Below are 26,852 nucleotides of genomic sequence, written 5' to 3'. Positions count from 1 at the left end.
CCCGGAACCACCCCACCCGCCCACGCACCCCTGGGAGCGCACCCCATGCCCATCGCAAGCGTGAACCCCGCGACCGGCGAGACCCTGGAGACCTTCGACGCCCTGGACGCCGACGGCATCGAGGTCCGGCTGGCCCGCGCCGACGCGGCGTTCCGCACCTACCGCACCACCTCCTTCCCGTACCGGGCCGGTCTGCTCCGACGCGCCGCCGACCTGCTGGACGGGGAGCTCGAAGCGGTGGCCCGGACCATGACGGAGGAGATGGGCAAGCCGCTGACCGCCGCCCGCGCCGAGGCCGCCAAGTGCGCCAAGGCGATGCGCTGGTACGCCGAGCACGCCGAGGCCCTGCTCGCCGACGAGCACCCGGACCCGTCCGACGTGGCCGACTCGGGTGCCGCCCGCGCCTACGTCCGGTACCGGCCGATGGGCGCGGTCCTGGCGGTGATGCCGTGGAACTTCCCGTTCTGGCAGGTGGTCCGGTTCGCCGCCCCGGCCCTGATGGCGGGCAACGTCGGACTGCTCAAGCACGCGTCCAACGTGCCGCGCACGGCGGTCGCCCTGGAGGAGCTGTTCCTCAGGGCCGGGTTCCCGGAGGGCTGCTTCCAGACCCTGCTGATCGGCTCGGGCGCGGTGGAGGGCGTGGTCCGCGACCCCCGGGTGGCGGCGGTGACGCTCACCGGCAGCGAGCCGGCCGGGCGGGCGGTCGCGGCCGCCGCGGCCGACGAGGTGAAGAAGGCGGTGCTGGAACTGGGCGGCAGCGACCCGTTCGTGGTGTTGCCGAGCGCCGACGTGGCGGCGGCCGCCGCCACCGCCGTCCGGGCCCGGGCCCAGAACAACGGCCAGTCCTGCATCGCCGCCAAGCGCTTCATCGTGCACGCCGACGCCTACGAGCGGTTCACCACCGCGTTCACCGAGGGCATGCGGGCCCTGCGGGTCGGCGACCCGATGGACGAGGCGACCGAGGTCGGACCGCTGGCCAGCCGGCAGGGCCGCGACGAGCTCGCCGAACTCGTCGAGGACGCGCGGGCGCACGGTGCCCGGGTGGAGTGCGGCGGGCGCCGGCCCGAGGGCCTGGACGCGGGCTGGTTCTACGAGCCGACGGTGCTGACCGGCATCACCCCGGCGATGCGGATCCACCAGGAGGAGACCTTCGGCCCGGTCGCCACCGTCTACCGGGCCGCCGACCTGGACGAGGCGGTGGCACTGGCCAACGACACGCCGTTCGGGCTGAGCTCCAACGTCTGGACCGAGGACCCGGCCGAGCAGGAGCGGTTCGTCCGGGACATCCAGGCCGGCGGGGTGTTCTTCAACGGGATGACGGCCTCGCACCCCGCGCTGCCGTTCGGCGGGGTGAAGCGCTCGGGCTTCGGCCGGGAGCTGTCCGGCCACGGCATCCGGGAGTTCTGCAACATCACGACGGTCTGGGTCGCCTGACAGTCCGGGTCGCCCGACGGCCCGAGACACCTGACGGCCCGGGTCGCCCGACGGTCTGGGTCGCCTGACGGCCCGGGTCGCCCGACGGCCTCGGTCACCTGACGGTCCGGCGCGTCCGGCCGGGCCCGCCCTGGTCCGACGCGCCGGATCCGGCCAAGTTCCCCGGCGGCGGCCCGGGCCACCCGGGTGCCGGATTCACGGCTTTCCTCCCATTTGCTTGACATCGCCATGACATTGCCCTTTGGCGCACTCCGTCCAGCACGTTCGCGCCGAATACCGGGCTCCGCTCGGACACAAACCGGCCGGAATTGTTCCGTTCACATCCAGGAAATCCGGACCACCCAATTCCAGGTGGCCGAACCCGGGCATATCAGGAGATCCGGAAAACCGTCATCGGGAAATCTTTGGATAAGTTCGGTGACGACCGGCCGGGGGGTCGGTCACCACCGGAAGGAAATGCGATGAAGCTCATCAAGCGCACCGCTGCCCTGGTCGCCTCGACGGCGGTTCTCGCCGGCGGGATGACGGTCCTGGTCGCGGGCGAGGCAAGCGCCGCCTCCGGCTACGTCACGCTCACGAACCTCGCCACCAGCCGCGTCCTGGACAGCAACGGCAACGGCAACGTCTACACCCTGGCCGCCAACGGCGGTTCCTACCAGGTCTGGTACGCCAACGACCTGGGCGGCTCGACCTACACCCTGCGGAACCTGGCCACCGGCCTCTGCCTCGACAGCAACGGCGCCGGCAACGCCTACACCCTCGGCTGCAACGGCGGCAACTACCAGAAGTGGGTCAAGAGCTGGGCCGGCAACGGCTACGCCTACCAGAACGTCGCCACCGGGCTGTACCTGGACAGCAACGTCAACGGGAACGTCTACACCCTGGGTGGCAACGGCGGCTCGTTCCAGAAGTGGAACTGACCACCGTTCAGCCGCCATACCGGCTGACCAGCAGGGCGGTCTGACGACCGGTCACCGATGAAACGCCCTCCCCGGCGTCTCAATCGCCGGGGAGGGCTCGTCCATGTTACGGTGCCCGCCCGGGGGCCGACACGCCCGGCGGCGTTCGCTCACGGCTGAAGCCGCCCGCCACCTCGAACAGCTGGCAAGAATCGGCTGCACAGACCACTCGACCCGGAACGACGGGGATGTTCAGTGACAATCAGTACACTCACATCGGCACTTCACCGCAGGACGGAGGGTGACGAACCGTCCGTCGCGTCATCCCCCGCCGATCGGCGGGTGCGATTCATCCCTTGGGCGGTCGCCCTCACACTATTCGTGGTCTATTCATTCTTCACCATCCGCCGTCACGAACTGCTCCTCACCAGTGGATACGACCTGGGCATCTTCGAACAGGGCGTCCGCGGCTACGCCGAGGGACGCGGGCCGATCGTCGAACTGAAGGGCCCCGGGTTCAACCTGCTCGGTGACCACTTCTCGCCGGTCCTCGCCGCCCTCGCCCCGTTCTACTGGCTCTGGCCCTCCGCCAAGGTGCTGCTGCTCGGCCAGTCCGCGCTGCTCGCGGTCGCCGCCGTGCCGATCAGCCGCTGGGCGCTGCGCAGCATCGGGCCCGCCGCCGCACTGATCACCGGCTTCGGCTACGGCCTCTCCTGGGGACTGGCCTCCGCGCTCGGCTTCGACTTCCACGAGATCAGCTTCGCCGTACCGCTGGTCGCCTTCTCGGTGGCGGCGCTCGGCGAGCGGCGGTGGGCGGCGGCGTTCGCCTGGGCCGCACCGCTGGTCCTGGTCAAGGAGGACCTCGGCGTCACCGTCGCCGCCGTCGGCGCCTACATCCTCTGGCGCGGCAACCGCCGGATCGGTGCGGCCGCCGTCGCCTTCGGCGTGGCCGCCTCACTGCTCGAACTGCTGGTGCTGCTCCCGGCCATGAGCCCGGGCGGCAGCTTCGCCTACTGGGACAACCTGAGCGGCGGCTCGGGCGGCCGCAACCTGCTCACCCTGCCGCTCGACCTCGTCACCCCGGGCGAGAAGGTCCGCACCGTCCTGCTGCTGCTCGCCCCGACCATGCTGCTGGCCGTCCGCTCCCCGCTGATGCTGGTCGCACTGCCCACCCTCGGCTGGCGGCTGCTCTCCAACAACCCCGCCTACTGGGGCACCAACTACCACTACAGCGCGGTCCTGATGCCGATCGTGTTCGCCGCCTTCGTGGACGTCCTGGTGAGGGCCCGGGCCAAACCCGGCGTCCTGCACCGGCGCGCCGCCCGGGCCGCGCTGCCGGTCAGCCTCGCCGTCACGGTCGCGCTGCTGCCCGGTTTCGCGTTCAGCCAGCTGTTCACCCCCGACCTCTGGCGGACCCCGGCCCGAGTCGAGGCCGCCCGGTCGGTCCTCGCCGCCGTCCCGGACGACGCCCGGGTCTCCGCCTCCAACCGGCTGGTGCCCCAACTCACCAACCGCTGCGAGGTGATCGTGTTCGGCTGGCCGCAGGCCTGGTCGACCGCCGAGTGGATCGTGGTGGACGAGGGCCAACCGATGGGCTGGCCGCTGACGCCCGACCGCGAGCGCCAGGAACTCGCCGTCGCCAAACAGAGCGGCTACCGCGTGGTCCGCAGCGACCACGGCATCACCCTGCTCCAGCGGGCCGCCCCCGCCGAGCACGCCGGGACCACCGGCTGACCGGCCGTCGGACCGGGCCGCCGCCCGCGCCCCGGTCCGACGCCGCAGGCCGGCCCGGCCCCGGGCCGGTCCCACCGGGCAGGCCCGGCCGGACCAGGCCGCCCGCCTCCGACTCCGACCAGTTCAGGGATCACGTGCCAGTCGAAACCGGGCTCGACCCGTCCACCCGTACCATCCGGCCGCTGCTGGCGCGCTCCGCCCGCCCGGGCACGCCCGGGAGCACCGCGCTCTCCGGGCGGCGGACCGCCGTCCTGACGCTGCTCTGCTTCGCCGTCACGGCGGCCTGCGGACTGCAGCAGTGGTCGGCGGTCCAACTGGGCGGCTTCGACCTCGGGATCTTCCACCAGGGCGTCGCGGGTTACGCGCACTTCGGCCTGCCCGTCTCCCCGGTCAAGAGCTACCACCACGAGTTCCCACCCGAGTTCTCGCTGCTGGGTGACCACTTCTCGCCGATCCTGGCGGCGCTCGCCCCGCTCTACTGGATCTGGGAGGACCCGCGCACCCTGATCCTCGGTCAGGCGCTCCTCCTCGCCGCCGGCGTCCCGCTGATCCGCCGCATCGCCGTGCACTGCTTCCGGCTCCCGGCCTCCGCACCGGCTTCCGTACCCACCCCCGCACGGGCCGCCGACGCCGGGGGCCCGGCCGGGACGCCCGGGGGCGCGGACCCCGACCCCGGCCGGACCCGCGCCGTCCGGGTGGCCGCCGACCTGGCCGGCCTGGTGTACGGACTGGGCTGGCCGCTGCTGGCCGCCGGCCGGGGCGGCTTCCACGAGGTCGCCTTCGCCGTCCCGCTCACCCTGCTGATGTTCGAGCGCGGCCTCGCCCGCCGCTACGGCACCGCCGCCCTCGCCGCCGCGCTGCTCTGCGCCACCAAGGAGGACCTCGGCCTGCTGGTCGGCGTCTACGGCCTGGTCCTGCTCTGGCGCCACCGGCCGCGCGGCGACCGGCAGGGCGAGCGGGCCGGCGACCGGCGCGGCCTGGCCTACGGCGCCGGCCTGCTGGTCGGCGGCCCGCTGGCCTCGGCGCTCGCCATCGTGTGGCTGATCCCCGGGATGGGCGGACAGCCCGACTACTACTGGGTCTACGGCCCGATCGGCCCGGACGCCAAGAGCGCGCTGACCAACGTGCTCGGCGATCCGCTGCTCCTCCTCCGGGTCGCCACCAACGCCGACCTCAAGCCGCTGCTGGTGCTCTGGCTGTTCGGCACCCTGCTGCTGCTCCCGCTCCGCTCCGCGACCACGCTCTGCCTGCTGCCGCTGCTCGCCGAACGGGTCCTCTCCGACAACGCCAACCACTGGTCGATCGCCCACCACTACGACGCCTTCCTCTGGCCGGTGCTGCTCACCGCCACCCTGGAGGCGCTCGGCCGGCTGCACGCCAGGGGCGGCCCGCACCGGCGCGCCGGGTACGGCCTGGGCGCCGCGGTGGTGGCGGTCTCGCTGGCGAGCACCGTCGTGCTCGGCGGGATCAGCCTGCTGACACCGGCCGGCTGGCGGCCCTCGGCGAGCAGCGCGGCGCTGGTCCGGGGAGCCGCGCAGATCCCCGACGGCGCCCGGGTGGAGGCCGACAACCAGGTGGTGCCCCGGCTGGTCGGCCGGACCGACACCGTCCTGGTCGACGGCGTGCCGCGCGGCCGCGAGTACGTGCTGATCCGCTCCGACACCCGGACCTTCCCGTTCCAGTCGGACAAGGAGCAGGCCGAGCGGATCGAGCTGCTGCTCGCGCACGGCTACCGGCAGGTCTGGGCCGAGCAGGGCGTGGTGCTGCTGCACCGCGAGAGCGACGAGCCCGTCCCCGGCGCCCGGGTGCCCGACGGGAGCAGTACGCCGGTGAAGGAGATCGTCCCCTCGGACGTCGGCCACAACCTGTTCAAGGGATGACCCGCGGACTGACCCGCGCTCCCCGGCGGCCGACCGGCCCGCCCGCTCGCGCGCGCCGGTCCCCCCTCCCGTGGGCGGGGGACCGGCGCGGCGGACGGCCGTCCGGTCAGGTGGCCGTCCCGTCGGGTGGCTGTACGTTCGGGCGGCTGTACGTTCGGGTGACTGTCCGGTCAGGTGACTGTCCGGTGAGGCGACCGCCCGTTCAGGTGGCCATCCGGTGCCGGCCCCGTCCGGGCGTCCTCCACCGGGCCACCACGCCGATCAGGGCGATCACGGTCACGCCCCAGATGACGCTGAAGACGATCAGCCACGGCAGTGACGTCAACTGGGAGCCGACGGCGCCGAGGCCGAGGGAGAGGCCGACCAGGAAGACCACGGCCGTCGGGCTGAGGCCGAGCAGGCCGTGCCAGGCACGGTGCGCGAGGCTCGGGTGGGCCGGCGCGTCGGGGCCGGTGTCGAGTGCCTTGTAGGTGAGCAGGTCCATCGGGGATCACCTCCGGGGTGGCGGGAGGTCACGAGGCCTTCCGAGGGGTGGCGGACTTCCGGGTCGCGGTGTTCTTCGCGGCGGTCTTCTTCGCGGTGCTCTTCTTCGCCGCGGCGGCGCTCTTCTTCGGCGCCGCGGCGGTGGACTTCGGGGGAGCCGCCTTCCCCGTACCGGCGGCGGCGCGCTTGCGCGGGGCCGGCTTCCCCGCACCGGACCCGGCGGACCCGGCGGACCCGTCGGACCCGCCCGGCTCGCCGGACCCGTCGGACTCCGCCGGTTCCTCCCCCGCCGGGCGGCCCGGATGGGCCCCCTTGGCCTGCCGGAGACTGCTCCGCAGCGCCTCCATCAGGTCGATCACGTTGTCCGGCGCCTCCCCCGGCTCCTCCTCGTGCGGCACCTCGACACCCTGCAGCCTGGCCTCGATGACCTGCTGGAGCGCCTGCTGGTAGTCGTCGTGGAGCTGGGCGAGGTCGAAGTCCTCGGAGAGGGTCTCCATCAGCGAGCGCGCCATCTTCAGTTCCTGCGGCCGGACGGAGACGTCCTCCTCCGGCGCGATGCCCGCGGCCGGGCGGACCTCGTCCGGCCAGATGCAGGTCTGGAGCACCAGCGTGCCGTCGTGCACCCGCAGCACGGCCGGGGACTCCCTGGTGCGCAGCGCGATCTTGGTGACGGCGATCTGCCCGGACTCGACCAGCGCGTCGCGGAGCAGCGCGTACGGCTTGGCGGCGGCCTTGTCGGCGACGCCGACGTAGTACGCCTTGGAGAACATCAGCGGGTCGATCTCGGCCGCGTCCACGAAGGCCAGCACGTCGATGATCTTCTTGCTGGGCAGCGGGAGGTCCGCGAGGTCCTCGTCCGTGAGGGTGACGGTCCGGCCGTCCGGGGACTCGTAGCCCTTGGCGATCTCCGCGTACGGGACCTCCTTGGCCTCCTGCTCGCAGTACCGCTTCATCCGCACCCGGCCGCCGTCCTTGGCGTGCACCTGGTGCAGCGGGACGTCGTGCTCCTGGGTCGCGGAGTACAGGTGGACGGGGATGGAGACCAGGCCGAAGCTGATCGTCCCCTTCCAGGTGGTCTGCATGGGGTCGCTCCTTCCCGGAGCCGTCCCGGCGGGGTTCCCGCTGCCCGGAGCGTCCCGCCCCGGAACCTCCACTCTGCCCGGGTTCGCCCCGATCGGCCACAGGATCCCGTCCGGCCCGCCCGGCGCGCGGTCCGGGCGGCCCGCACCGCCGGTCCGGGCGGACAATGGCGGCGGGACGGAGGTGGTGCCCGATGCGGAGCACCGGAGCGGCCCCGCCGCCCGCCGCGACCACGTACCGGGTGGCCTACGCGGTGGCCGGCACGGACGGCGTACGGCGGGCGGAGGTCACCGTCGTGCCCGGGTACTCCCAGGAGAGCGACATCCCGGCGCTCCTCGCCGTCCGCCTCACCGGGGACCGGGCCGACGCCCGGCTGATCACCGTACTCGCGCTGTCGGCCGACTGACCCGTACCGCCGAAGGGAGCAGCGGCGCGCCTCCCCACCGGGCAGGCGGGGTTCCGACGACGGACCCTGAGGTTTGTCGCATCCGGCGCGCCCCGCTGCCGCTCCCCCGCGGCCGCCCCGCGCGGCGGACCCATCCCCGGGAGAGCCCATGACGCCGCCCCACCGGGCCGCCGCCCCCAGCGCACCCGCCGAGGCCCACCGCGGCCTGCTCCGCCGGACCGGCGAGTGGTGCGCCCGGCACGCCGTCCTCGTGATCGTCCTCTGGCTGGCGGTCCTCGCCTGCGTCCAGATCGCCAACCGGACCGTCGGGGGCACCTACTCCGACGACTTCACGCTGCCCGGCAGCCAGTCCCAGCAGGGCCGGGACGTCCTCCAGGCGCACGAGCCCGCGGTCGGCGGCACCGCCGCCCAGATCGTCCTGAACGACGCCCAGCCGCTGACCGGCTTCGAGCCGCAGCTCACCCAGTCGATCACCGCGCTGCAGCAGCTGCCGCACGTGCTGTCCGTGCAGAGCCCGCTTCCGCCGGCCGGACAGCCCGCGCCGCCGGGCGGGCCGCTGTCGGCGAACGGCCTCACGGGGTACATCACCGTCCGTTTCGACGCCAACCCCACGACGCTCGGCGACTCCTACCTGGACGAGGTGGACGCCGCCGTCGCGCCGCTGCGGGCCGCCGGGGTGGACGTGGAGTACGGCGGTCCGCTCGGCGAGCTGGCCCGGCCGGCCCCGGACGACCGGACCAGCGAGGCGATCGGCTTCGCGGTCGCGGTCGTGGTGCTGCTGATCGGCTTCGGCAGCGTCATCGCGGCCGGGGTCCCGCTCGTCACCGCGCTGATCGGCGCGGTGGTGGGCCTGGGCCTGCTCGGTCTGCTGGCGGCCCTGTCCACCTTCGCGACCGTCGCGCCGACGCTGGCCACGATGATCGGGCTGGGCGTCGGCATCGACTACGCGCTGTTCCTGCTCACCCGGCACCGGCAGAACCTGATGGACGGTCACGACCCGGTGGCCTCCGCCGGGCAGGCGGTCGCCACCAGCGGGCGCGCGGTCCTGGTCTCCGGCTGCACGGTGGTCATCGCCCTGACCGGTCTGTCGGTCTCCGGGATCACCTTCATCGCCAAGCTGGGCGTCGCGGCGGCGGTGACCGTGGTCTCGGCCGTGCTGGGCGCCCTCACCCTGCTGCCCGCCCTGATGGGGCTGATCGGGCGGCGGATGGACCGCTACCACGTGCGGCGGCCGATCGCGGAGACCGGGTCCGCGCCGGGCGAGGAGGTCACCGGGAGCTGGCACCGCTACGCCCAGCGGGTGGAACGGCGGCCGTGGTGGTTCCTGGCCGGCGGCCTGGTCGCGATCGCCGTCCTGGCGATCCCGGTGTTCTCGATCCGGCTGGGGCACATCGACGACGGCGCCGACCCGACCACGTTCACCGACCGGCGGGCCTTCGACCTGATGTCGGCGGCCTTCGGGCCCGGCTCCAACGGCCCGCTCACCGTGGTGGTGGACCAGAGCCCGGTGCCGACCGGGGACCGGCCCGGGTTGCAGAGCGCCGTCCAGCAGGCGCTGACCGGGCTGCCGGGAGCGGCCAGCGTCAGCCCGCTCCAGCCCAGCCAGGACGGCGCGATCCTGGTGTCCACCGTGATCCCGGCGCAGCGGCCGCAGGACGAGAGCACCACCGACCTGGTCAACCGGCTCACCGAAACCGTGCTCCCGCAGTCCGTGGCGGGGACGGGCGCCAAGACGTACGTCACCGGGAACACCGCCGCGCAGGTGGACTTCCTGGACATCGTGTCCAGCCGGCTGCCGTGGATCATCGCGGTGGTGGTGGGGCTCGCCTTCCTGATCATCCTGGTGGTGTTCCGGGGCCTGCTGGTCGCGGTGAAGGCCGCCGTCCTCAACCTGATCTCGATCGCCGCGTCCTACGGCGTCCTGGTGGCGGTCTTCCAGTGGGGCTGGGGCGGTCCGGCGCTCGGTGTCTCGGGCACCGTGCCGATCGAGAGCTACGTGCCGATGATGATGTTCGCGATCGTCTTCGGGCTGAGCATGGACTACGAGATCTTCCTGCTCTCCCGGGTGCACGAGGCCTGGCTGCGCACCGGCGACAGCCGGGCGGGCGTGGCGCACGCGCTGGAGATCACGGCGCGGGTGATCAGCTGCGCGGCGCTGATCATGGTCAGCGTGTTCGCCGCGTTCATCGTCAGCGACAACATCGTGATCAAGATGATGGGCCTGGGCCTCGCGGTGAGCGTCCTGGTCGACGCCACCATCGTCCGGCTGCTGCTGGTGCCGGCGGTCATGACGCTGCTCGGCCCGGCCGCGTGGTGGACGCCCCGGTTCCTCGACCGGATCCTCCCGCACATCGACACCGAGGGTGAGGGCGAGCAGGTCTGACCCGGCCCGGTCTCCCGGATGCCCGGGCGTCCGCGTGGCCGTCCGGGCATCCGTCCGTCCGGGGGGTCCGTCCGGGGGCGGGCTCAGGCCCGGAGCGAGGCGAGCGTGACGATGGTGATGTCGGACGGCGCGCCCACCCGGACCGGCGGCCCCCAGGCACCCGCGCCCCGCGTCACGTAGAGCTGGGTGTCGCCGTACCGCTCCAGCCCCGCGACGGTGGGGTTGGCCAGCTCGGCGATGAAGTTGCCCGGCCAGAGCTGGCCGCCGTGGGTGTGGCCGGAGAGCTGGAGGTCGACGCCGTGCCGGACGGCGTCGTGGATGGTGACCGGCTGGTGGGACAGCAGGACGGAGGCGCGGGCCCGGTCGCGGTCGCCGAGCGCCCTGCCGAAGTCCGGGCCGTCCCCGTCCTTGTCGCCGGCGATGTCGTTGACCCCGGCCAGGTCGAAGCCGCCCAGCTCGACCCGGGCGTTCTGCAGCGGGTGGACGCCCAGCTCGCGGACGAAGTCCACCCAGGGTGCGGCGCCGGAGAAGTACTCGTGGTTGCCGGTGACGAAGAACGCCCCGTCGCGGGCCCGCAGCTGCGCCAACGGCTCGGCGTCCCGTCCGAGTTCGGCCACGCTGCCGTCCACCAGGTCGCCGACGATCGCGATCAGGTCGGGCTGGGCGCCGTTGATGGTGTCGACGATCCGCTGGGTGTGGGCGCGGCCGAGGATCGGGCCGAGGTGGATGTCGCTGACCACGGCGATCCGGTAGCCGTGCGCCCGGGCGGGCAGCTTGGCGAGCGGCACGGTCACCTGCTTGAGCCGCGGTCCGCGCAGGACGCCGTAGGCGCCGGTGCCGACCACGGCGGCCGCCGCGCCCGAGGCGCCGAGCGCGACCGCCCGGGCCACGAAGAGCCGCCGCTCGGGCGAGGGCGCCGAGGGTGCCGAAGGTGTCGAGGGTGCCGAGGGCTTCGGCAGCACGTCGACCGCCGCCGCCGGAGCGTCCGGGGCCGATCCGGACCGGGGCACGGACCGGGGTTCGGACCGGGGTTCGGATCCGGACTCCGTCCCGGGTTCGGACCCGAGCTCCGGCTCGGACCCCGCCCCCGGTTCCGGGCCCGCCGCGGGCGCCTTCCGGCGCGTCGGCAGGCGGAGCAGCAGCGGCCGGACGGCCTCGCCGACGCCGAGCGCCAGCAGCAGGTACAGCAGCACCGCCAGCCAGAGGTACCCCGGCCAGGCCAGCCACCGTTGCACGGACATCGGGAACGCCCGCCCACCGACGAGCGCGCCGACGGCGAGCAGCGGCAGGACGACGGCGAGCACCGTACCGGTCCGGCGCCACCACCCTCCCGGCGCGGAGACGTCGCGCACCAGGCGGCGCCAGAGGTACCGGTGGGCGAGGGCCAGGACGGCCAGGGCGAAGAGGATGCCGAACACCACGAGCACGATCATCACGCGGCCAGTATGGACGGCCGCCCGACGCACCCGGCGGGCGGGCCGCCGGCTGCCCCCTCACACCCCCGGTGACCTGGTGCTGCGTCAGATTTGAGCTTTCAGCGCCACCTCTTCACCCACTCTGACCTGGCCTTTCATGTCCGCTGAGCGAACAGTTATCGGAGCGTTGTTCCGATACCCGGAGGTAGAAGTTAGGTTGCACCGCAATGCGCGGATCCGTCCCCCACCCTCAGGCGTACGAGCCGAGGGTCAGGCCGCGCTGGAAAGGCAAAGGGCACCCTCAGATGAGTGCGGAAACCACCACCTCGGCCGGATCGCCCCCGGTCGACGCCTCCGCGAACGGCAGCACCCCGCAGCAGCCCGGTCACGGTGGCGACGGCCACCTGAAGGCCGGTCTCAAGAACCGCCACCTGTCGATGATCGCCATCGGCGGCGTCATCGGCGCCGGCCTGTTCGTCGGCTCGGGCGCGGGCATCGCCTCGACCGGCCCCGGCATCCTGCTCTCCTACGCGCTGGCCGGCGTCCTGGTCGTGCTGGTCATGCGGATGCTCGGCGAGATGGCCGCGGCCGACCCGCAGAGCGGCTCCTTCTCGGCGTACGCGGACCGGGCGCTCGGCCGCTGGGCCGGGTTCTCGATCGGCTGGCTCTACTGGTTCTTCTGGGTCGTGGTGCTGGCCGTCGAGGCCACCGCCGGCGCGAAGATCCTCAACAGCTGGATGCCCGGCGTGCCCCAGTGGGCGTTCGCCCTGATCGTGATGGCCGTGCTCACCGCGACCAACCTGGGCTCGGTCGCCTCCTACGGCGAGTTCGAGTTCTGGTTCGCCGGGATCAAGGTGGTGGCGATCGCCGCCTTCCTGGTGATCGGCACGCTGGCCGTGTTCGGCCTGCTGCCCGGCACCCACGCCGTCGGCACTGAGAACCTGACCGGCCACGGAGGCTTCCTGCCACACGGCGTGGGCGCGGTCTTCACCGGCATGCTCACCGTCGTCTTCGCCTTCATGGGCAGCGAGATCGTCACCCTGGCCGCCGGCGAGTCCGAGGACCCGGAGAAGGCGGTCAGCAAGGCCACCAACAGCGTGATCTGGCGGATCGGCGTCTTCTACCTGGGCTCGATCCTGCTCGTCGTGACCCTGCTCCCGTGGGACTCCGCCGCGGTCAAGGGCAGCCCGTACGTCGCGGTGCTGGAGCACATCGGCATCCCGGGCGCCGGCCGGGTGATGGACGTGATCGTGCTGACCGCCGTGCTCTCCTGCCTGAACTCGGGCATGTACACCGCCTCCCGGATGGCCTTCTCGCTCGGACAGCGCGGCGACGCGCCGAAGGCCTTCGCCTCGGTGACCAAGCGCGGCGTACCGCGGGTGGCGATCCTGTCCTCGGTGGTGTTCGGCTTCGTCGCCGTCTTCTTCAACTACACCTCCCCCGACACGGTCTTCTCCTTCCTGCTCAACTCCTCCGGCGCGGTGGCGCTCTTCGTCTGGCTGGTGATCTGCTTCTCCCAGCTGCGGATGCGCCGGATCATCGAGCGCGAGATGCCGGAGCGGCTGACCGTCCGGATGTGGCTGTACCCGTACCTCACCTGGACCGCGATCGGCATGATCGGCTTCGTGATGGCGTACATGTTCACCGACGCCGACGGGCGGAAGCAGATGTACCTGTCGCTGGTCGCCGCGGCCATCGTGCTGACGGCGTCGGCCGTGGTGGGCCGCCGGCGGCGGGCCGCGGCGGTGTCCTCGGCCTCCTGAGCCGGGGCGCGCCGCCCGCGAACCACCGGGCCCGGGAGCCGTTGCGGAGGCTCCCGGGCCCGGTGCCGTTCTCCCGCACCCGGCTTCCCTCGCCCGGCTTCCCGCGCCCGCTCGCCGCACCGGCTTTCCGCACCCCGCTTCCCGCGGCCCCGCCGGCGGGGTCCGTCGACGAGCCCCTCCGCCCCCCCCGGCCCCGTCCGACCTCGTCCGACCTCGTTCCGTTCCGTTCCGTGACAGGACGGATATGACCCGCTGACGCACCACCGCCTACCCTTCCCCTCATGCGAGATCTTGCAGCGGGGATGGGGTACCTGGCCAAGGGCCAGAAGTGGGTGGGGCGGCACGGCCGCTGGTGGGCGTTCGGGATGATCCCGGCGCTGATCACCCTGGTCGGTTACGCGGTGGCGCTGTTCTTCCTGAGCGGCTGGGCGGGCGACATCGCGGACTGGGCGACCCCGTTCGCCGACGACTGGGGCTCGCCGTGGCAGGGCCTGCTCCGCACCGCGCTGGCCGCGATCGTCTTCGTCGGCGGCCTGATGATCTCCGTCCTCACCTTCACGGCGGTCACGCTGCTGGTCGGCCAGCCCTTCTACGAGGAGCTCTGCGAGAAGGTCGACGAGACCGAGGGCGGCGCGCCGACCCCGCCGGACACGCCGCTCTGGCGCGAGCTGCTGGTCTCGGCCCGGGACAGCCTCTACGTACTGGTCCGCGCGGCCGGGTTCGGCGTCCTGTTGTTCGCCGGCGGGTTCATCCCGGTGATCGGGCAGACGGTGGTCCCCGTGCTGGGCTTCCTGGTCTCCGGCTTCTTCCTCACGGTCGAGCTGACGTCGGTCGCCCTGCAGCGGCGCGGGGTGCCGCAGCCCGAGCGGATCCGACTGCTGCGCTCCCGGCTCGGCCTGGCGTTCGGCTTCGGGGTGCCGCTGGTGCTGGCCTTCCTGGTCCCGCTCGTCACGGTGGTCGCCATGCCGGGCGCGGTCGCCGGGGCCACGCTGCTGGCCCGCGACCTGGTGCCGGTCGAGGAGCAGCCGGACGGTGAGGACGGCGACGAGGACGACACCGCCTCCGCCGCCGAATCCGTCCCCGACCTGCCCGGGTACGACGCGCAGGGGCCCGTGCCGGGCAACCCGTACGCGAGTGCCCCGCCGCGGCCCGCCGAGCAGAACCCGTACCGGAGCTCCTGACCCGGCGGCCTGCGGGATCCGCCCGGCCCGGGCCCGGCGGCCGGACGCTCGGCCGGGCGGACCGGCCGGGCACCCCGGCGGCCCCGGCGACCCGGGTGACCCCGGTGCCCCGGGTGAGCGTTCCGTCACCCTGCGTCCAACACCGCCCCGTCCGGGTGTGAGGCCGCCCACAGGGGTTTACGGATCTACTGCCGCCGATAGTGGACGACCCCCGGGCGGCCGGGTCCGCCGACCGTTCGGCACGCCGCCCCGACCGGACCGGCGGACACCGACCAACCACGCCCGGCCGGAAGAACACAGGCGGCAGGCGCGTTCGAGCCTTTCGTTCGTCGACGATCCGGTCGATCCGCCCCGGCAATTCACCAAAACGGACAAATCACCATGAAGCGCCCGCCATCGGCCGGGCGCTTCGCCGTTTCGCGCCCCGCGCCCACTACCGCCCGTAGTACCCCGCGCCTTTGCCGCCCGTGCCGGGCTCTGCCAAGAATGGCCCGTCGCCAGGCAGCGCGGATCGGTCCCCCGCCGCGCATCCCGCCCGCCCCGCACCGCCACCGGGGCATCAGGCCCTCCGGTACTCCACCGCGGGCCGCTCACCCGAGCAGGCCCCGTGCGACGCCCGGCAACCGTGCCACCGCCCGACCGGCGAACCGGCACGCCCCGACGGCCACCGACGGCCCTGACGGCTCCCCGACGGAAAAGGATTGTCCGCTCCATGCAGCTCAGCCATGCCCGCCGCAACTCGCTGATCACCGGCATCGCCACCCTCGTGGTGGCGAGCGCGGCCACCGCCGCCCTCGCCATCCCGGAGAGCGGCACCGCCGTCGCCGAGGCCGTCGCCCCGGTGGCCGCCGTCTCGGCGGACGGTCAGCCGGTCGCCGACCAGGCGCAGGCCGACGCTGCCGCCGCCCAGGCCGCGGCGGACGCCCAGGCGCAGGCCCAGGCCCAGGCGCAGGCGCAGGCACAGGCGCAGGCGCAGGCACAGGCCGAGGCCGACGCCGCTGCTGCCGCCGCTCAGGCGCAGGCTCAGGCCGAGGCGAAGGCCCAGGCGGATGCCAAGGCCAAGGCCGACGCCGCCGCCTCCCGCTCGCAGGAGCGCTCGGCGCTGAACAGCAAGCCGGTCTACTCCGGCAGCCCGCGTGAGATCGCCGCCCAGATCGTCCCGGCCGGCCAGCTCCAGTGCTTCAGCAACATCGTGTCCCGCGAGAGCAGCTGGAACGTCACCGCCACCAACGCGTCCTCCGGCGCGTACGGCCTGGTCCAGGCCCTGCCCGCCTCCAAGATGGCCTCGGCCGGCTCAGACTGGCGCACCAACCCGGCCACCCAGATCAAGTGGGGCCTCAACTACATGAACTCCCGCTACGGCAGCCCGTGCGGCGCCTGGGCCTTCTGGCAGTCGCACCACTGGTACTGAGCCGGCCCCGGTACCCCCGGCCCCGGCGCCCCCGGTACGCCCCGAGCCCGCAGGCACCCGCCTGCGGGCTCGGCCGCGTCTCCCGTCCCCCGGCACCGCCCCCGGGCGTACGCCCCGTCCGGGCTCCGGGGCGACGGAGCGGCGCCCCCGCCCGCGCGGCCGCGGCGTGTGCGGCACCGGCCCCGCGCCCGGGGTCTGTGCCGCGGCCGCTGTCGGGCCTACGCTGGTCGCCATGCCCTCCTACGGTGAGCAACTCTCGGAGCAGGTGGCAGCCGAACTGCGCGAGCGGATCCACTCCGGCGCGTACCCTCCCGGAATGCGGCTACCGGGCCGCGGCCTCCTGGCCCGCCACTTCGACGTCGCCGACGAGGTCGTGGAGGACGGGCTCCGGATCCTGCGGGAGGAAGGACTCGTCGCCGACCGCGCGACCAGCCAGTTCGTGACCGGTCGCGGAGCGCCGCCGCCGGCGGCATGACCCGCAACCCGCGGCGGCGCCCCCGTCCGCGGCAGACCCCACGGCACTGTCACCCGGGCACGGCGGGCGCAGGCGGCCGGTAGCCACCTCGGGGCCGCCGCCCACCGCCGCCCGCCGTCCCCGCCGCACCGTCCCCTTCCGGCCGGTGGCGACCCGGCGGCCCCGCGGGCTCAGCCCCGACCGCCGCCGCCCCGGCCCGCCACCGGCCGCCCCCACAGGGCATGGCGCAGCAGCGGCAGATGCGTGCGCGCGATTTCATCGGCGGACAGGGAGGCGAGCGGCTGGAGGCTCAGGACGTACCGGGCCATGATCAGTCCCGCCAGCTGGGTGCCGAAGACACAGGCGCGCCGCCGGGCGTCCGCACCGCCGATCCGGGCCGCGATCCGGTCCACCATCTCGCGCTGGAGCACCTCGGTGACCAGCAGCGCGACCTGCGGGTCCTGCGCGGCGCCGCCGATCATGGCCCGCAGCGGTCCGGCGCTCTCGGGTGCGTCCCAGACCCCGAGCAGCAGCCGCAGCGCCCGCTCGGGGAAGGTCTCCAGCTCCCCCTCCAGCGCCTCCGCGAGCAGCACCGCCGGGTTGCCGGCCAGCGCGAGCGCGTCCCCGAACAGGCCCTTCTTGGAGCCGAAGTAGTAGCTGACCAGGGCGAGGTCCACGCCCGCCTCGGCGGCGACCGACCGGAGGGTGACGGCGTGGTACCCCTCCGCCAGGAACCGCCGGCGGGCGACGGCCAGGATCTGCGCGCGGGTGTCGGGGCTGCCGGTCCGCCGGCCCCGCCTCGCAGGCTGGTCCACCGCTTTATTCATCATGGTTGAAATGCTAGCCGCGGCGAGCCCACGCTGGCCCCCGGTACGCACCCGCGTGCCAGGGCCAGACGGGCCCAGGGCCACAGGAAGAAGAAGCGCCATGACCACCGCCGCGCCCCCGGACCGGGCCGCCGCCACCGGACCGGCCGTCCGCCACCGCGCCGTCCTGCTCGTCACCTGCCTCGCGCTGGCCACCGTGGTCGCCGCCATGGCCTCGCTCAACGTGGCACTGCCGGACATCGCGCGGGCGACCCACGGCAGCCAGACCCAGCTGTCCTGGATCATCGACGCCTACAGCCTGGTGTTCGCCGCCCTGCTGCTGCCGGCCGGCGCGTTCGGGGACCGCTTCGGCCGTCGGCGGGCGCTGCTGGTCGGCCTGACGCTGTTCGGCGGCGCCTCCGGACTCGCCGCGCTGAGCACCGACCCGAACGCGCTGATCGTGCTGCGCGGCGTCCTCGGCGTCGGAGCGGCGCTGGTCATGCCGGCCACCCTGTCGACCATCACCGGTACCTTCCCGCCCGCCGAGCGGGCCCGGGGCGTCGCCGCCTGGGCGGCCGTCGCCGGTGCGGCGGCGGTGCTCGGGCTGTTCGCCTCCGGGACGCTGCTGGAGCTGTGGCCCTGGCCGTCGGTGTTCGTGCTCAACGTGGTGCTGGCGGTGCTCGCCCTCGCGGGCACCCTGCTGTTCGTCCCGGAGTCCGCCGACCCGGACGCGCCCCGGCTGGACGCGGGCGGGGCGCTGCTGGCCGTGACCGGTCTGGGCACCCTGGTGTACGCGGTGATCGAGGCCCCGACCCGGGGCTGGGGGGACCCGCTGACCCTCGGCGGGGTGGCCGCCGGGCTGGCGGTGCTGGGCGGGTTCGTGCGCTGGGAGCTGCGCCGGCGCCACCCGCTGCTGGATCCCAGGCTGTTCCGCGAGCGCCGGTTCGCGGCCGGCACGCTGTCGATCACCTGCCAGTTCTTCGCCTTCTTCGGCTTCCTCTTCGTGATCATGCAGTACTTCCAGCTGGTCCGGGGCCGGAGCGCCCTGATGGCGGCCGTCGGCCTGGTGCCGATGGCGCTGGGGATGATGCCGGCGGCCCGGCTCAGCCCGCGGCTGACCGTCCGGTTCGGCGCCCGTGGTCCGTGGGTGGCGGGTCTGCTGCTGATCTCCGCGTCGTTGGCGGCGCTCGGGCTGCTGGGCACCGGCAGCCCGGCGTGGCAGCTCGCGGCGGTCCTGTTCCCGCTCGGCCTGGGCGCCGGTCTGGCCATGACGCCCGCGACCACGGCCATCACCGACGCCCTCCCGCCGTCCCTGCAGAACGTCGGCTCGGCGATGAACGACCTGTCCCGCGAGCTGGGCGGCGCGCTCGGCATCGCCGTCCTCGGCAGCGTGCTCGGCGCCGCGTACCGGAGCCGGGTGGACGTCACCGGGCTGCCCCCGCAGCTCGCCGACGCGGCCCGGTCCTCGCTGGCCGCCGCCTCCCGGCTCGGCGGCCCGGTCGCCGACCAGGCGCGCACGGCGTTCGTCGAGGCCATGCGGCTCACCCTGCTGACCGGGGCGGGCGTGGTCGCCCTGGCCGCCGTCGCGGTGGCACTGCTGCTGCGCCGGCGGCCGGCCGGCCCCGCGTCCTGACGCCGGTTCCGCCCCCGCCGGGGCGCGCTCCACGGCAGGGCGCGCTCCCGGGCGGGGCCGGGTGCGCCGCCCGCCCAGGACTGTCCGAAATTCGCTGGCCGAGCGCGGCCGGAGCCCGGAAGAGTGGCCGCATGGACCATGTGACGCTCTCGGACGGCGTCGTCACCCTGTCGCCCTTCCGGGCGGACGACATCGACGCGCATCTCGCCGGGGAGGACGAGCAGCTGGTGCGCTGGCTCAGCGGCGCACCGAGCACCCGGGCCGCCACCGAGGCCTACGTGCGGCGGTGCGACGTGCAGTGGGCGACCGGCGGGCCGGCCCGGGTCTTCGGGATCCGCACCGGCCCCGGGCCGTCCCTCGCCGGCACGATCGACCTGCGCTTCGCGCTCCCCGGCCTCGGCCCCGGACAGGTCAACATCGCCTACGGCCTCTATCCGGACTGGCGCGGCCGCGGCCTGGCGACCCGCGCCGTCCACCTGGTCTGCGCGTACGCGTCGGGCGAGGGGGCGGCGCAGGGCGTGATCCGGGTGGCACCTGGGAACCGCGCCTCGGCCGCCGTCGCCCGGCGGGCGGGGTTCCGGTTCACGGAGCCGGTGGCCGAACCCGACGGCAGCCTCCTGGACCGGTACCTCCGTGACCTGGTGCCCGCCGCCGTGCGCTGACTCCGCCCTGCGCTGACCCCGCCGCGTCCTGACGTGGACGCGCCCGGAGCAGCCGGTGAAGATATGGCGCACGCCCGTACGATTTGACGGGTAATGGTCAGAATTACGGGCCGTCAGGGCTTTGCCACCGTTCGCAGACGCTCCTACGCTCCGGCCTCATGCCCTCACCCCTGATCAGCGTCGTGCTCCCCGCCCACGACCAGCAGAAACAGTTGGCGGACTGTCTGGACTCACTGCTCGCCCAGTCCTTCCGCGACTTCGAGGTCGTGGTGGTCGCGGACCGCTCCCCCGAGTCCCCCGCCGCGCTCGCCGACACCTACGCGGCCCGGTACCCCCAGGTCTCCGTGCTCCACCTCGACGCCGCGGTCGGCGTCGGGGTCGCCCGCAACGCCGGCGCCGCCCGCGCCCACGGCGAGTACCTGCTCTTCCTGGACGCCGACCACCTGCTCCCCCCGGACTCCTTCCGGTCCCTGGCCGACCGCCTCGACCGGACCGGACCGGTGGACGTGCTGCTGTTCGGGCACACCCGGCGGCACGCGGGCCGGGACTGGCCGGGCGGCGCCGAGGCACTGCTGACCGGCGCCGGCCCCGAGGCCCTCGGCCCGCTGGACCGCCCGGAGCTGCTGGGCGCACCCGCCCTGGCCTGGGACCGGCTGCTGCGCCGCGGGCACTGGCGGGAGCAGGACCTCGCCTTCCCCGACGGCATGTACGAGGAGATCCCGCTGGTCCACCGGGCGATGCTGACCGCCGCGCGGATCGCGGTGCTGCCGCAGGTCTGCGTGCAGCTGCGCCGCCGGGAGACCGTCCACCCGGCCGGCTCGCCGGGCAGCAGCCGGTTCGACCTCTTCGACCAGTACGAGCGCTCCTTCGCCGAGCTGGACGAGCTGCCGGCCGGGCCCGGGGCGGACGCCGTCCGGGACGCCGTGTTCACCAGGATGGTCCGGCACTACCTGTTCGTCTTCGACCTGGCCGGCTGCGTCTCCCGGGCCGAGCGGCCGCAGTTCTTCCACCGGGCGGCCGAGCACCACCGCCGGTTCCAGCCGCCCGGCCACCGGCGGCCCGCGGGCCGGGAGGGCGTCAAGTTCTCCCTGCTGGCCGGCGGCGCCTACCCGGCGTTCGAGATGGCCAAGCTGTCGCACATCGCCCGCGGCACCCTCACCGGCCGGCGGTAGCCGGAACCCCCGGAGCCCCGTGCGGGCCGCACCCCCCGGGGGCCGCGGCCCGCACCCTCGCGGGGCGCGCCGTCAGATCGGCTGGACCTCCACGCCGTGCGGCTTCGCCAGGTCACCGAGGATCATCACCAGGTCCTCCGGATCGGAGGTCAGGATCCGCACCGGCCCGGGGAGTGAGAGGGCCGTGGCGGCCACGATCGCGTCGATGGCGTACTTGTGCCCGTGCGCGTCGGAGAGCTCGGCGAGCAGGTCCGAGGCCCTGACCGAGATGTCCTTGGTGACGGGCTCGACGACCACCGTACTGACCGCGTGATCGAACCGCGCCCTGTGCTTCGTCCTCGGATTGCGCGCCTCGACCAGGGTCACCGCACTGACCACCACCTGGGTGCCCTGGTCCGCCGCCACCTTGATCATTGCGGCCGTCGCGCGGTCCTGGACGATCAGCTTGTGGAAGCCCTGGCAGTCCAGGAGAAGGGTCCGCGTCCGGGTCACTCGCCCGGCTCCCTGGCGGGCACGGTCCGGACAGGACCGTTCAGCAGGGCTTCGGCGGCGGCCAGTTCCCCTTCGGTGAAGTCACCGAACTCCTGCTCGTGGGCCGCGGCGTAGGCGAGCAGGTTCTCGCGCTCGATCTCACGCTGCACGGCGCGTTCGAGGAAGGAGGAGAAGCCCCGCTTGCCCACCCTCGCGCGGACCGCGTCGATGGTCCCCTGGTGCAGGGAGGCACTGACCGTCGCCGTCGGGCCGGCGCCCGGGTCCAGCGCCGGCAGATGCGCCTGCCCGACCCTGAGGTTCCGGAAGACCCGGGTGGGGTCCGGGTGCGGAGTGCCCGGGCCCGTCGGAAGGGACAGTCCTGCCAACGCTCTGGAGAGGTCCCCGGCAGACGCCCTGGACAGGTCGTCGAGCCGGGAACGAGCCTCCGCACTCATCCCGGCCAGCCGATCGGCGATGAGCGCCCGGAGGGCGTCCAGGACCTCCGGGTTCCGGGCCGGAGCGGCTACCGGCACCGCTCGGCACACCATCGCGACCATCCGGTCCACCTCCGCGTCACCGGAGGTGAACCGTGGCGGGTGGGAGTCCCGCAGCCGGTCGGCACTCTCGATCAGGCCCTCGGCGTCGCCGGCGGCGGCGAGGGCCAGGTACTGGGACTCGGCGAGGAACGCGTACACCGCGGCGGTGTCCAGGACGATCCCGCCCGCGGGTTCAGCCGTCTCTGTCATGGAACCGACTCTAATAGAACTTCTATGAGTGGGGGCGTGAAGCCCCGGTTCCGGGGGCGTACGGGTCGGACGTGCGCCGTGCCGCCGTCGGCGGCGAAGGCGGCACCACCGCCCCGGCCGTTCCACCGGCCGTTCCATCGGCCGTCACATCGGCCGGTCCACCGGCATGGGCGGTACCGCGCGGCCGGGCCCTGCTGCGATGATCGGCGGGTAGCCCCCGTCGCCGCCGTCGCCCCCGTCACCGCCCGGGAGGACCCGTGAGCCGCCCCTCCACCGCACCCGGTGCCGACCTCGCCCGCGAACTGGCCGCCGTCCTGCGCGGCGAGGTCCGCTTCGGTGCCGCCGAGCGGACCGTCTACAGCCACGACGCCTCCAACTACCGCCACCTGCCGCTCGGCGTGGTCAAACCGGCCGACCTCGACGACGTGCGCACGGCGCTCGCGCTCTGCCGCGCGTACGGGGTGCCGGTCGTGCCGCGCGGGGCGGGCACGAGCATCGGCGGACAGGCGATCGGCCCGGGCGCGGTGGTGTTCGACTTCCGCCGCCACCTCGGCGCCGTCCACGCCGTGGACCCGGAGCGCCGCACCGCCCGGGTGGAGCCGGGGGCGGTGCTGGACGACCTCCAGCGCGCCGCCCGCCCGTACGGGCTGCGGTTCGGGCCGGACCCGTCCACGCACAGCCGGTGCACGCTCGGCGGCATGATCGGCAACGACTCCTGCGGCGCGCACTCGGTGGTCTGGGGCCGGACCTCCGACAACGTCGAGTCACTGGACGTCCTGCTCGCCGACGGCACCGAACTCACCGTCGGCGGCGGCCTCGGCGCCGCCGAACGCGCCGCGCTCCGCGCCCTTCCCGGCCCGGTCGGCCGTCTCCACACCCGGCTCCAGGAGTTCACCGAACGCCACCTGGCCACCATCCGCCAGGGCATGCCCGACCTGCCGCGCCGCACCTCCGGCTACCCGTTGGACGCCCTGCTGCCCGAGCGCGGCCACCACCTCGCCCGCGCGCTGACCGGCACCGAGGGCACCTGCGCGCTGCTGCTCGGAGCCACCGTCAAGCTGGTCGAGGAGCCGAGGGCCCGCGCCCTGGTGGTGGCCGGCTACCCCGACGAGACCGCCGCCGCCGACGCCGTCCCGGCCCTGCTGCCGCTCGGCCCGCTCACCGTCGAGGGCATGGCCGCCGACCTGATCGCCGCGCTGCTCGCGGCCGGCCCCCGCCCGCCGGCCCTCGACCGGCTGCCGGACGGCGCCTGCTGGCTCTTCCTGGAGACCGGCGGCGCGACGCCCGCCGAGGCACTGGACGCCGCCCGCCGGCTCGCCGACGCGGTGCGGCGCGAACGCACCGCGGCCGTCTCCGTGGTCACCGACCCGGCCGAACAGAAGCAGCTGTGGGGCGTGCGCGAGGCGGGCGCCGGCATCGTCACCCGGCTGCCCGGAGGGGGTGAGGCCTGGCCCGGCTGGGAGGACTCGGCCGTCCCGCCGGAGCGGCTCGGCGACTACCTGCGCGACCTGCGCGCGCTGCTGCGCCGGCACAGCCTGCGCGGCGTCCCGTACGGTCACTTCGGCGAGGGCTGCGTCCACCTGCGGATCGACTTCCCGCTCACCGAGCCCCAAGGGGTGCTGGTCTTCCGGGAGTTCATGGAGCAGGCGGCCGATCTCGCGGTCTCGTACGGCGGTTCGCTGTCCGGCGAGCACGGCGACGGGCAGGCCCGCTCCGAGCTGCTGCCCCGGATGTACCCGCCCGGGATCATCGCCCTGTTCGGGGAGTTCAAGCGGATCTGGGACCCGGAGAACCTGCTCAACCCGGGCGCCCTGGTCGACCCGCGCCCGCTCGACGCCGACCTCCGGTTCGGCGGCCCGCTGCGCGAACTGCCGCTCGCCCTCCCGTACGAGCAGGACGACGGCAGCCTGGCCAAGGCGGTGCACCGGTGCGTCGGCGTCGCCAAGTGCGTGGACCCGACCACCGGGGTGATGTGCCCGAGCTACATGGCCACCGGCGAGGAACGGCACTCGACCCGCGGCCGGGCCCGGCTGCTCGCCGAGATGCTGCGCGGCGAGGCCGTCCCGGACGGCTGGCGGTCGGCGGAGGTACGCGAGGCGCTGGACCTCTGCCTGGGCTGCAAGGGCTGCGCCAGCGACTGCCCGGTGCACGTCGACATGGCCACCTACCGGACGGAGTTCCTCCACCAGCACTACCGGAACCGGCTGCGGCCCGCCTCGCACTACGCGATGGGCCGGCTGCCGCTCTGGCTGCGCGCCGCCTCCTCGGCCCCCGGCCTGGCCAACCTGGTCGCCCGCTCCCCCGCCGCCGGCCTGCTCAAGCGGCTCGGCGGCATCGACCGGCGCCGGGTGCTCCCCGTCCTCCCGCCGGAGACCTTCACCCGCTGGTACCGCCGGCACCGGGCCGAACACCCCGCCCGGGCCGGCGCACGACCCGTCCTGCTCTGGCCGGACACCTTCTCCGACCACCTCCAGCCGAACGTGCTTCGCGCCGCCGTCGAGGTGCTGGAGCACCTGGGCTTCGACGTCCGACTGCCGGCCGGTCCGGTCTGCTGCGGCCTGACCTGGTACTCCACCGGCCAACTCCCCGCCGCCCGGCGGGTGATGAGGCGCAGCCTGGCCGCGCTGGACGCCACCGGACTGCCCGCCGGCACCCCCGTGGTCGGGATGGACCCGAGCTGCACCGCGACACTGCGCGAGGACGTGCCGCGCCTGCTCGGCGCCGACGGCCGCCCGCTGGCCGAACGGACCCGCACCTTCGCCGAGTTCGTCGACGAGTACGCCCCGGACGCGCCGCTGCCGCAGCTGCCGGTGGCGGCCGTCACGCAGACCCACTGCCACCAGCACGCGGTGCTCGGCAGCGCGGCGGACCGCCGGGTCGAGGCCCGGATGGGCGTCGCCAACCGGGTGCTGGACTCGGGCTGCTGCGGGCTGGCGGGCAACTTCGGCTTCGAGCGCGGCCACTTCGAGATCTCGGTGGCGATCGCCGAACGGGTGCTGCTGCCGGAGGTGCGGGCGGCCTCGCCGGAGACGGTGGTGCTGGCCGACGGCTTCAGCTGCCGCACCCAGATCTCCCAACTCGCCCAGGGGCGCCGGGCCCTGCACCTGGCGGAGCTGATGCAGCGGGCCCTGCGCGAACAGGGCTGACCCCTGCCCCGGCCGGGCGCTCCCCGCCCGGCCGTCCGGGGACGCGCCGCTCGGGCGCGCACGGCGGGCCGGTGAGCCGCCCGCGCGCGCCGGCCACCCCGGCCTCAGCGGGGAAGCCCGCGCCGGTGGGGAAGCCCGCGCCGGCGGGGAGCCGGACCGGCCGCGCCCCGGGGAGCGCGCCGGCGGAGCACGCTCCGCACCACCGCGCACAGCCCGCTGACAGCGCGGCCGGCGCCCGCGACAATGGCGGGATGACGATCACCACCGCCGAGGCGGACGGCATCCTCGCCGACAACTTCGCGCCCTGGGTGCAGGACCTCGGCCTCTCGGTGGCCGCCGCCGGCGAACGCCACGCCGTGCTCCGGCTGCCCTGGTCCGACCGGCTCGCCCGGGAGGGCGGCGCGCTGTCCGGCCAGGCACTGATGGCCGCCGCCGACACCGCCTGCGTGATCGCGGTGTCGGCGGCCCGGGGCGGCTTCGCTCCGGTGACGACCGTCCAGCAGTCCACCAGCTTCCAGCGCGCGGTGATCGGGCGGGACGTCCTGGTGCACGCCCGGATCACCAAGCTGGGCCGCCGGATCGCCTTCCTCGACATCACCCTGACAGCCGACGGCGAGGAGGAGCCGGCCGCCCACGCCACCGCCGTGTACGCGCTGGGCTGACCGCGTCAGCGGAAGGTGCGCGGCGTGAGGTAGTCCGGCACCACCACCCGGCTGCGGGGCGAGGCCTTCCGGACCTCGGCGAGGAACGCGCCCAGATCGGCGTCCGGCTGGACGGGGTTGACCAGCTCGGTCTCGAACCGGTCCCAGTGCACCGGCACCACCGTGCGCGGCTGCCCCAGCGCCTCCAGCAGCCGGGGCACGTACCGGTGGGTGGAGGCGCTGCTCGGCACCGCCACCATCGCGATGTCCGGACGCAGCCCCGCCACCTCCCGCTCGGCGAAGTCGCTGGCCCCCATCAGGAAGGCCGACGGTCCGCCGGCGAAGGAGAGCCGGAAGGCCAGCGTGTCGCCCTCCACCAGGTCTCCGATGGTGGCGGGCGGCCGGTCCGGCACGGAGTGCAGCGTGCCCGGCGCGAAGTACTGCCTCCGGCCGTTGCGGCTGTGCCGGCTGGAGACCGCCTCCACCACCAGGCCGTCGCCGAAGTCCAGCACCTCGCCGCCCCGCACCACCACCAGCTGCCCGGCCGGTACGCCCCAGGCGCGCAGCAGGTGGTAGGTGGTCTCGGTGCCGACCACCGTCGCGCCGGTGGTGCGGGCGATGTGCGGGACGTCGTTGATGTGGTCCCAGTGGCTGTGGCTGACCAGCACCAGCTCCGGCCGCCCGGCGTGCTCGTCCACCAGCCGGGTGTTCACCGTGAGCGCGGTCCGTTCGCTGAACGTCCCGTCGTACAGGCCGGTGTGGAAGCGGGTCAGGTACGGGTCGAAGAGCACGGTGCGGCGGCCGTGGTCGATCCGCCAGCCGGCCGTGCCGAGCCACCGGTACACGGTGTCGGTGGCGGTGGCGGCGTCCGCCGGGGAGGCCGGGGAGGCCGGGGAAACCGGCGAGGCCGGGAACGGCCGGCCGTCGGAGGCGGCGGCCGGTCCGGCGGCGGCCACGGTGGCCAGACCGGCACCGGCCGCGGCGGCCGTGCCCAGGAACGTGCGCCGGTCGAGTCCGGGGTGCTGCATGCGGGGGGAGTCCTCTCCACGGGT

General features: G+C 74.4%; 22 protein-coding genes. 15 read left to right on the top strand and 7 right to left on the bottom strand.

Going from position 1 to position 26,852, the window contains the following annotated elements:
* Positions 1-45 precede the first annotated feature (45 nt).
* From AC067J_RS15380 to AC067J_RS15365, 4 genes are all read left to right on the top strand, one after another.
* Positions 46-1,434, top strand: coding sequence for an NADP-dependent succinic semialdehyde dehydrogenase (locus tag AC067J_RS15380; RefSeq protein WP_478299313.1), 1,389 nt, complete (start codon positions 46-48; stop codon positions 1,432-1,434).
* Positions 1,435-1,895: 461 nt separating this feature from the next.
* Complete coding sequence (locus AC067J_RS15375; RefSeq protein ID WP_478299312.1) at positions 1,896-2,354, top strand: RICIN domain-containing protein; 459 nt, start codon at positions 1,896-1,898, stop codon at positions 2,352-2,354.
* Positions 2,355-2,714: 360 nt separating this feature from the next.
* Entirely contained in the window at positions 2,715-4,067 is a 1,353-nt protein-coding gene (locus tag AC067J_RS15370; RefSeq protein WP_478299311.1) for a DUF2079 domain-containing protein, read from the top strand.
* 134 nt (positions 4,068-4,201) lie between these two features.
* Entirely contained in the window at positions 4,202-5,947 is a 1,746-nt protein-coding gene (locus AC067J_RS15365) for a DUF2079 domain-containing protein (RefSeq protein ID WP_478299309.1), read from the top strand.
* A gap of 202 nt (positions 5,948-6,149) precedes the next feature.
* Here AC067J_RS15365 and AC067J_RS15360 read toward each other — a convergent pair whose 3' ends face one another.
* Both AC067J_RS15360 and ku read right to left on the bottom strand, forming a co-directional pair.
* Positions 6,150-6,431, bottom strand: coding sequence for a hypothetical protein (locus AC067J_RS15360; protein WP_478299308.1), 282 nt, complete (start codon positions 6,429-6,431; stop codon positions 6,150-6,152).
* 28 nt (positions 6,432-6,459) lie between these two features.
* Entirely contained in the window at positions 6,460-7,512 is a 1,053-nt protein-coding gene (gene ku / locus AC067J_RS15355) for a non-homologous end joining protein Ku (protein ID WP_478299306.1), read from the bottom strand.
* Positions 7,513-7,703: 191 nt separating this feature from the next.
* Here ku and AC067J_RS15350 point away from each other — a divergent pair, with 191 nt between their 5' ends.
* Together AC067J_RS15350 and AC067J_RS15345 are read left to right on the top strand one after the other, a co-directional pair.
* The gene (locus AC067J_RS15350) at positions 7,704-7,916 is read left to right on the top strand and encodes a hypothetical protein (protein ID WP_478299304.1); all 213 of its coding nucleotides are present in this window, start codon (positions 7,704-7,706) and stop codon (positions 7,914-7,916) included.
* 148 nt (positions 7,917-8,064) lie between these two features.
* On the top strand, positions 8,065-10,299 hold the full coding sequence (locus AC067J_RS15345; RefSeq protein ID WP_478299302.1) for an MMPL family transporter: 2,235 nt from the start codon (positions 8,065-8,067) through the stop codon (positions 10,297-10,299).
* 83 nt (positions 10,300-10,382) lie between these two features.
* Here AC067J_RS15345 and AC067J_RS15340 read toward each other — a convergent pair whose 3' ends face one another.
* Positions 10,383-11,732 carry a metallophosphoesterase gene (locus AC067J_RS15340; protein ID WP_478299546.1) on the bottom strand — a complete coding sequence of 450 codons (1,350 nt, stop codon included), beginning with the start codon at positions 11,730-11,732 and terminating at the stop codon, positions 10,383-10,385.
* Between the two features lie 287 nt (positions 11,733-12,019).
* Here AC067J_RS15340 and AC067J_RS15335 point away from each other — a divergent pair, with 287 nt between their 5' ends.
* From AC067J_RS15335 to AC067J_RS15320, 4 genes are all read left to right on the top strand, one after another.
* Positions 12,020-13,477, top strand: a complete 1,458-nt coding sequence (locus AC067J_RS15335) for an amino acid permease (RefSeq protein WP_478299301.1) — start codon at positions 12,020-12,022, stop codon at positions 13,475-13,477.
* A 281-nt stretch (positions 13,478-13,758) separates the two neighbouring features.
* A complete protein-coding gene (locus tag AC067J_RS15330; RefSeq protein WP_478299299.1) occupies positions 13,759-14,658 on the top strand; it encodes an EI24 domain-containing protein in 900 nt (299 codons plus the stop codon).
* Between the two features lie 712 nt (positions 14,659-15,370).
* A complete protein-coding gene (locus tag AC067J_RS15325; RefSeq protein ID WP_478299297.1) occupies positions 15,371-16,069 on the top strand; it encodes an aggregation-promoting factor C-terminal-like domain-containing protein in 699 nt (232 codons plus the stop codon).
* Positions 16,070-16,301: 232 nt separating this feature from the next.
* Positions 16,302-16,544, top strand: a complete 243-nt coding sequence (locus tag AC067J_RS15320) for a GntR family transcriptional regulator (protein ID WP_478299295.1) — start codon at positions 16,302-16,304, stop codon at positions 16,542-16,544.
* Between the two features lie 170 nt (positions 16,545-16,714).
* Here AC067J_RS15320 and AC067J_RS15315 read toward each other — a convergent pair whose 3' ends face one another.
* Positions 16,715-17,353 (bottom strand): TetR/AcrR family transcriptional regulator, encoded by a 639-nt coding sequence (locus AC067J_RS15315; RefSeq protein WP_478299293.1) that lies wholly within the window; start codon positions 17,351-17,353, stop codon positions 16,715-16,717.
* Positions 17,354-17,450: 97 nt separating this feature from the next.
* On the opposite strand from AC067J_RS15315, the gene AC067J_RS15310 reads away from it, so the two are divergent.
* From AC067J_RS15310 to AC067J_RS15300, 3 genes are all read left to right on the top strand, one after another.
* Entirely contained in the window at positions 17,451-18,962 is a 1,512-nt protein-coding gene (locus AC067J_RS15310) for an MFS transporter (RefSeq protein ID WP_478299291.1), read from the top strand.
* 131 nt (positions 18,963-19,093) lie between these two features.
* Positions 19,094-19,624: a GNAT family N-acetyltransferase gene (locus AC067J_RS15305; RefSeq protein WP_478299290.1), complete on the top strand. Its 531-nt coding sequence runs from the start codon at positions 19,094-19,096 to the stop codon at positions 19,622-19,624.
* Positions 19,625-19,782: 158 nt separating this feature from the next.
* The gene (locus tag AC067J_RS15300; protein ID WP_478299288.1) at positions 19,783-20,796 is read left to right on the top strand and encodes a glycosyltransferase family 2 protein; all 1,014 of its coding nucleotides are present in this window, start codon (positions 19,783-19,785) and stop codon (positions 20,794-20,796) included.
* Between the two features lie 72 nt (positions 20,797-20,868).
* Here the strand turns inward: AC067J_RS15300 and AC067J_RS15295 are convergent, their stop codons facing one another.
* Together AC067J_RS15295 and AC067J_RS15290 are read right to left on the bottom strand one after the other, a co-directional pair.
* Positions 20,869-21,288, bottom strand: a complete 420-nt coding sequence (locus tag AC067J_RS15295; RefSeq protein ID WP_478299286.1) for a type II toxin-antitoxin system VapC family toxin — start codon at positions 21,286-21,288, stop codon at positions 20,869-20,871.
* Positions 21,285-22,013, bottom strand: coding sequence for a hypothetical protein (locus AC067J_RS15290; protein WP_478299284.1), 729 nt, complete (start codon positions 22,011-22,013; stop codon positions 21,285-21,287). Before AC067J_RS15290 ends, AC067J_RS15295 begins: the two co-directional genes overlap by 4 nt.
* Before the next feature lie 257 nt (positions 22,014-22,270).
* Between AC067J_RS15290 and AC067J_RS15285 the strand changes: the two genes are divergently transcribed.
* Both AC067J_RS15285 and AC067J_RS15280 read left to right on the top strand, forming a co-directional pair.
* Positions 22,271-25,159 carry an FAD-binding and (Fe-S)-binding domain-containing protein gene (locus AC067J_RS15285; RefSeq protein ID WP_478299283.1) on the top strand — a complete coding sequence of 963 codons (2,889 nt, stop codon included), beginning with the start codon at positions 22,271-22,273 and terminating at the stop codon, positions 25,157-25,159.
* 251 nt (positions 25,160-25,410) lie between these two features.
* Positions 25,411-25,821, top strand: a complete 411-nt coding sequence (locus AC067J_RS15280) for a PaaI family thioesterase (protein WP_478299281.1) — start codon at positions 25,411-25,413, stop codon at positions 25,819-25,821.
* Between the two features lie 5 nt (positions 25,822-25,826).
* Here AC067J_RS15280 and AC067J_RS15275 read toward each other — a convergent pair whose 3' ends face one another.
* Entirely contained in the window at positions 25,827-26,828 is a 1,002-nt protein-coding gene (locus tag AC067J_RS15275) for an MBL fold metallo-hydrolase (RefSeq protein WP_478299279.1), read from the bottom strand.
* Positions 26,829-26,852 lie beyond the last annotated feature (24 nt).

This window comes from Kitasatospora sp. NPDC042419, assembly GCF_056437345.1.
The sequence above is the reverse complement of the archived record's forward strand: the minus strand, read 5'-3'. Positions and strand labels throughout refer to the sequence as shown.